Raw genomic sequence first — 5,983 nt, forward strand, 5'->3', positions numbered from 1 at the left:
CTCGTCTGGATCAGTGCTGTCGATACAGATAGGGAACGCATTCACTCCACCAAATTCTTTGAGCAACAAGGCCTTGCCCTCAATGACAGGCAGCCCTGCCTCAGGGCCAATATCCCCCAGACCCAGCACTGCTGTCCCATTCGTTAGAATCGCCACGGTGCTCCCTTTAATCGTGTATTCATAGGCTTTGCTCTTATCTTTGGCGATTTCCTTGCATGGCTCGGCAACGCCAGGTGTATAAGCTATCGCTAAATCCTGTTTGCTTACGACCGGTACTGTCCCTACAATCTCCAGCTTACCGTTTCTTACGCGGTGTGCCTGTAAGGCGGTTTCTTTTATACTCATAAGTTTGTTTGTACTGAGCAGCTGCTCAATACTTCCTCCTTTGGTTTATAATTTTAGCGCTCCTTGTTTCACTTGACGAATTACATCAATTACAGAACCATCACGATATTTGATAACCCCCACAATTTTATCTTCCCATTGAATCGACTCTGGTTTGCCGACAATCCGCGTAGCCTTCTCTTGCAACTCTTCGATCGTGAAGACAGGGAGCTTGGCGGCTTTGAAGCTAGCCAGGAGATCTGGACGGAGAGGGTTCACAGCGATGCCCTGATCGGTAACCAGTACGTCAACCGTATGGCCTGGTGTGATAATGGTATTTACACGATCAAGAATGGCAGGCATTCTTCCGCGAATCAGCGGAGCGACGATGATGGATACTGCAGCGCCTGCGGCAGTGTCGCAGTGTCCCCCGGAAGCTCCACGGATGACCCCATCGGACCCAGTAATTACGTTCACATTAAAATTCAGATCAATCTCCAGCGCACTTAGCACAACAACATCCAGTTGGTGAGCAGCACAGCCTATATTTTCAGGGCTTGCATAATATTCCGCACAAATTTGTTGATGGAATTTGTTCTTTGTCAACGATTCTACGGCACGCAGGTCGAAGCTCTGCACGTCCAAAAGCTTTTCAATCAATCCTTCTTCATGCAGGTCAACGATTTGTTGGGTAATACCACCCAGCGCAAAGCTTGCCTTGATATTGGCGGCAAGCATTTTTTCCCGCAGAAATCTGGTAGTTGCAAGCGCAGCACCCCCGGAGCCGGTTTGCAAAGAGAATCCATCCACGAAATATCCGGATGCTTCAATCACATCTGCAGCGTTTTTGGCAATTAACAGTTCCTTCGGATTCTTCGTGTAACGGGTAGCCCCTGAGATAATCCCCTTCTGATCACCGATACGATCCACGATGACCACATAATCCACCTGGGTTTCAGGAATGGCGAATGGAGTGTTCGGATAGGAGACCAAATTGTCAGTGATCATCACAACATTGCTCGCATACTGTGCATCTACCATGGCATAACCCAGGGAGCCGCATGCCGATGGAGCTTCGTTTACGCTGGAAGTTCCGTTTGCATTGCCGTATGCATCGCATGAAGGAGCGCCCAAAAAGGCTACGTCAATCGGGCATTCCCCTGATGCAATCGCTCTTGCGCGACCACCGTGAGAGTTAATCGTCACCGGAATATCAAACAATCCGTAGGAATATGCCTGAGCCAGCTCGCCTCTAAGGCCACTGGTCTCGATTCTGCGGATGACACCGTTTCGCACATGCCTTACCAACGGCGCATGAATATCCGTCAAGGAGCTGGCTGCCAGGACAAGATCACGAATACCCATTTTGGCGATTTTATCCATAACCATATTCACGATAAAGTCCCCGTTGCGGAAATGGTGGTGGAACGAGATCGTCATTCCATTACGCAAGCCCGTAGCTTCAATGGCTTTCTCCATCGAATCAACGATTTTGTTTTTGGCAGGATTTCGCTGGCGGTCTTTTAACCGCTCTATATTTTTAAATTGCCCGTAAGTCGATTTGCGATCAAAAGGAGTTATCGCATCAAATCCCTCAATAGCTAGAGGAATTTCTCTCCCAGCACCATTTAGCATAACATTCACCTTACTCTACGTTTATTTTTGCCGCTTCCGCCAGGTCAATTACTCTACGTGCACGTTCTACAATCGGACGGTCAATCATTTTACCGTCGAGACTGATCACACCTGAGCCTTTTGCCTCCGCTTCGAGACTGGCCTCAACGATTCGCTTTGATTTTTTGATCTCTGCTCCTGTTGGCGTATAAATGCGGTTTACAATCTCGATCTGACGTGGGTTAATAATGGATTTGCCATCAAAACCTAGCTGTTTGATCAGCTTCACCTCGCTCGCAAAGCCTTCCTCATTATTTACATCCGAGTAGACTGTATCGACAGCAGCAATGCCAGCAGCTCTTGCCGCAAATAATATAAGGCTTCGTGCTGTCAATAGCTCAATGCCTTCTGGCGAGCGCGTTGTCTTCAGGTCTGTAACAAAATCCTCCGCTCCAATGGCGATGCCGATAAGCCGCTTGCTGGCAACCGCAATTTGCCCCGCATTCAATGCGCCCTTGCCACTCTCAACCGCTGCAAAAAGCTTGATTGTCCCATGCTCCATGCCGATCTTTTGTTCAATTTCGGTAATCAATTCATCCGCCTCAATCACGTCATCGGCGGTCTCCGTTTTCGGCAATCGAATGGCAGTTGGCTTCGCTCGTACAATCGCTTCAAAATCTTCTCTGCCATACGGCGTATTGAGTGGGTTTACCCTGACCAGCACCTCGATGCCCCCGAAATCAAAAGTTTTCAAAGCCTGGTAAACCAGCAAACGTGCCGCATCTTTTTCGTATAGGGAAACGGAATCCTCAAGGTCGATCATAATCGAATCTGCCCCATAGATATGGGCGTCCCGGATCATCCCAGGGTTATTCCCTGGAACATACAACATGGTCCTTCTCAGTTTCTGCATCTATTCCGCCTCCCATGGTCGGCAGTCGCCCTCGACCACTCTGCTTACGGCTGTCATTACTCTAGCCTTAATGGCGCAATCCAGTGCGCCTTTATCATTCGCTCGAACATATGCATGTTCAATGCCCATTTCTTGTAATGTTTCAAGAATCACTTTGCGAATCTGGTTCCCAAACTGGTTCTCTACGGTACTTTTCAACTCGATTTCAATACCTTTCGTCCCATTCGGCTCGATGGAAATCGTAATATCGCTTGATTCCAGTGTGCCGGCCATGCCTACTTGCTGAATAATCAATGTCTACACCTCTTTTGCCAATTGGATGCTAGATACTCTCCATCTTCAGGATTGTAGAACCTTATAAATCATTTGTGCCATATCTGAACCTGCTACAGGCTTACACATGTATTCATCAATGATCAATCTCTCCTTGTATGCCACCACATGATCCTCGACATAACCGGTAATCAGGATGATCTTCATACTTGGGTTGATTACCTTGATACGTTCAGCCAATTCCGTACCCGTCAGATAAGGCATTGCCTGATCCGTAATGACCAGATCGTAATGGTTTGGAGACTTTTCAAACTGCTGCAATGCTTCCACACTGTCTGATTCTGTCTCAACGTGGAAACCATAAGATTCCAGTCCTCTTCTCATCGCTTTCAATACGCGCTGTTTATCATCAACCAAAAGAATGCGCTTTTGTTCAGTAAACACAGGGTTCTTATTTATCTCTGTCTCTTTTGCTACAAACTCCGTTCTCGGCAGATACACCGTAAACGTACTACCCTTGCCCAGTTCCGAATCCACGGTAATAAATCCTTGATGTTTTTCGAGAATGCTTTGGACAATATACAATCCAAGCCCCGTACCCTCTCCTGTCGGTTTGGTTGTGAAAAAAGGATCAAAGATTTTCTGCAAGGTGTCGTCACTCATCCCTCTCCCCGTATCCGAGACAGATAAAGTAACGTAATCACTGACTTCCAAGACGTTCTCGCGGATTTTTTTTACCTCTTGCAAGGGAATGGTATCCAATATGATTTTTAGTTCGCCACCGGTTGTTTTCATTGCTTGATAGGCATTGTTGCAAAGATTCATAATGACTTGATGAATCTGTACTTTATTTGCAAAAATAACGGCTGAATCTACCCGTTTTTTGAACACAGCATTCACTTTGGGCGAGAGGAAGGATTTTATGAGTCCCAGTGCCTCTTCGACCTGCTCTTCAACTTTGACCGGAGCGTTTTTCTTGACCTTTCCACTCTCCAGCCGGCTCAATAGCAGGATTTCCTCGATTATCAATCTTGCTTTCTCGGAAGCATCATAAATCTCACTGACGTAATCATAAATTTCTTCAGTAGGTTCTATCCTGCTAAGCATGATTTCTGCATAGCCTCTGATAGGAGTTAGCAAATTATTAAAATCATGGGCGATTTCCCCTGATATCGTGCCGATCAACTGTAGCTTCTGCGAGTGCTGCAATTGTAGATCCTTTTTTCGGAGCAGCTCGTTTTTGTTATTCAGTTCCCGCAAATACCTCGTCTCGTATTCCAGAGCCTCTTTATTTTTCTTCGTCCTCATGATGATATAAACGGCACAAGCCAACGTCAGGACGATCATTGAAAAAATCTCAATGGTTTTAATTCGATTTTGTGCAATCGGTTCTCTCACATCATCGTAGTTCATGGCGGCGGCAACCACCCAAAACGAGTCACCGAGATGAACACGGGAAAATGCCTCGATCTTTTTCGTCTTGGCATAGAATTTGTCACCCCACCAGTACGAATGGTAGAAAGCTGAGCCTTGTTCCTGGGTAAGCTGCATTTTGAACAGTTTCTCCAGGTCGTGGTAATCAAGCCCCGGGTATTTGGCCTTCATCGCTGATAGCGATAACCCGATATTTTCTTCGCTCGGGTGCATGAGATAGTAGCCTTGCTGATCCTTGACATGGATATAACCCTTGGTCCCCACGCGAATTGGCTTCAACAGCTTCTCATATACAGCGTTTAGATTTACCACACTGATGAGCGCACCTTGAAATTTCCCATCGAGATAAACAGGCTGAAACAGATGCACAATATAATTGCCTTGCTTCTCCAGCTTGGCACTTGCGATGAACGGTTTTTTTTCTCGCAGCACCCTTTGTATATCATCCTTGATTAATTCATAGGCTTTAATCGCATCCGCACGATTGCGCTTGGGAAAAGTGTGTACCACTCTCCCTTCCGGGTTCACCTGGCTAATCCGATAGATGCTATTTTTTTTGGCGGTATAATAAGCAGATAGGTTTTCGTCAATCATAGCTTCATTCTTATTTGCTATGGCGAGCGACATCTGCCGGTTGCCTGCCAATATTTGCATCGTGTGCATTTGTTCGTCGAAAAAAGATTCAATAGACGTGCTATTTAACTTGGCAATCGTTAGCAATTGCTGCTGCTGCTGTTCAATTACGGTACGTTCTCCGTCCATATACGAGCCGTAGGCCATCCACAGCAGAACTAGGAAAGAAATCGGAAGCGCTAGCATAGTGATGAATGAAAAATGGCTTCGATAATGAAACAGTATCTCTCGTTGAAATCTCATCCTGTTTTACCTTCTCCATCGAGCTAGTAGCCCATCAGTCCCTAGTGCTAGGGCTAGTTCGTTTCCGATTATATCAAGTATTCACGTTCGTCTACTAAATGGTGTCTCAAGACAACTTCATTGTAATGACAAGATCTTAAAGTATCCTGTCAAATTATTAATTTTTTTTAAGATTTCGCTTCCTTAGTGTGTAAGGTATCGCAGCAGGAAAATAGCAAGTGTTACCGTTGCTGCACCACCGAGACGTGTAGATACCTGAGCAAATGGCAAGAGGACCATTCTATCGGCTGCAGAAAGAATCGCAACATCCCCTGTTCCACCTTGGCTGCATCGAGTAGAAGTAATAATCGCAGCTTCAACCGGATACATTTTCATCCACTTACCAGCAAAATATCCACTCACAACCACGGTTAATACAGTTACAAAAATGGTGATGAAATAAGCAGGGCTAATTACAGAAATCAGGGCCTCCCATGGTGTTTTAGCAACACCTACCGCAAGCAGGAGCGGGTACGTTACGGCGATAACAAAGAAACGTTGCATCTGTTG

General features: G+C 46.0%; 5 protein-coding genes and 1 pseudogene. All 6 read right to left on the reverse strand.

The window, feature by feature from the left end; translation table 11 throughout:
• Positions 1-345, reverse strand: a pseudogene (locus tag GRP75_RS17400) (NADP-dependent malic enzyme); the annotation flags it as partial.
• Positions 346-390: 45 nt separating this feature from the next.
• A complete protein-coding gene (gene citF / locus GRP75_RS17405) occupies positions 391-1,959 on the reverse strand; it encodes a citrate lyase subunit alpha (protein ID WP_160789914.1) in 1,569 nt (522 codons plus the stop codon).
• A gap of 10 nt (positions 1,960-1,969) precedes the next feature.
• On the reverse strand, positions 1,970-2,851 hold the full coding sequence (citE, locus tag GRP75_RS17410; RefSeq protein WP_160789915.1) for a citrate (pro-3S)-lyase subunit beta: 882 nt from the start codon (positions 2,849-2,851) through the stop codon (positions 1,970-1,972).
• On the reverse strand, positions 2,852-3,145 hold the full coding sequence (citD, locus tag GRP75_RS17415; protein ID WP_160789916.1) for a citrate lyase acyl carrier protein: 294 nt from the start codon (positions 3,143-3,145) through the stop codon (positions 2,852-2,854).
• Positions 3,146-3,190: 45 nt separating this feature from the next.
• Positions 3,191-5,434: an ATP-binding protein gene (locus tag GRP75_RS17420; protein ID WP_160789917.1), complete on the reverse strand. Its 2,244-nt coding sequence runs from the start codon at positions 5,432-5,434 to the stop codon at positions 3,191-3,193.
• A gap of 183 nt (positions 5,435-5,617) precedes the next feature.
• Positions 5,618-5,983, reverse strand: a 366-nt coding sequence (locus tag GRP75_RS17425) for a 2-hydroxycarboxylate transporter family protein (RefSeq protein WP_202404192.1), incomplete at its 5' end; no start/stop codon positions are given.

Source organism: Paenibacillus sp. OT2-17, assembly GCF_009827695.1.
Classification (GTDB): domain Bacteria; phylum Bacillota; class Bacilli; order Paenibacillales; family Paenibacillaceae; genus Paenibacillus; species Paenibacillus polymyxa_B.

Coding starts and splice junctions, on each gene's coding strand:
- citF (WP_160789914.1), bottom strand. CDS start 1,959: ATGCTAAATGGTGCTGGGAGAGAAATTCCTCTAGCTATTGAGGGATTT.
- citE (WP_160789915.1), bottom strand. CDS start 2,851: ATGCAGAAACTGAGAAGGACCATGTTGTATGTTCCAGGGAATAACCCT.
- GRP75_RS17420 (WP_160789917.1), bottom strand. CDS start 5,434: ATGAGATTTCAACGAGAGATACTGTTTCATTATCGAAGCCATTTTTCA.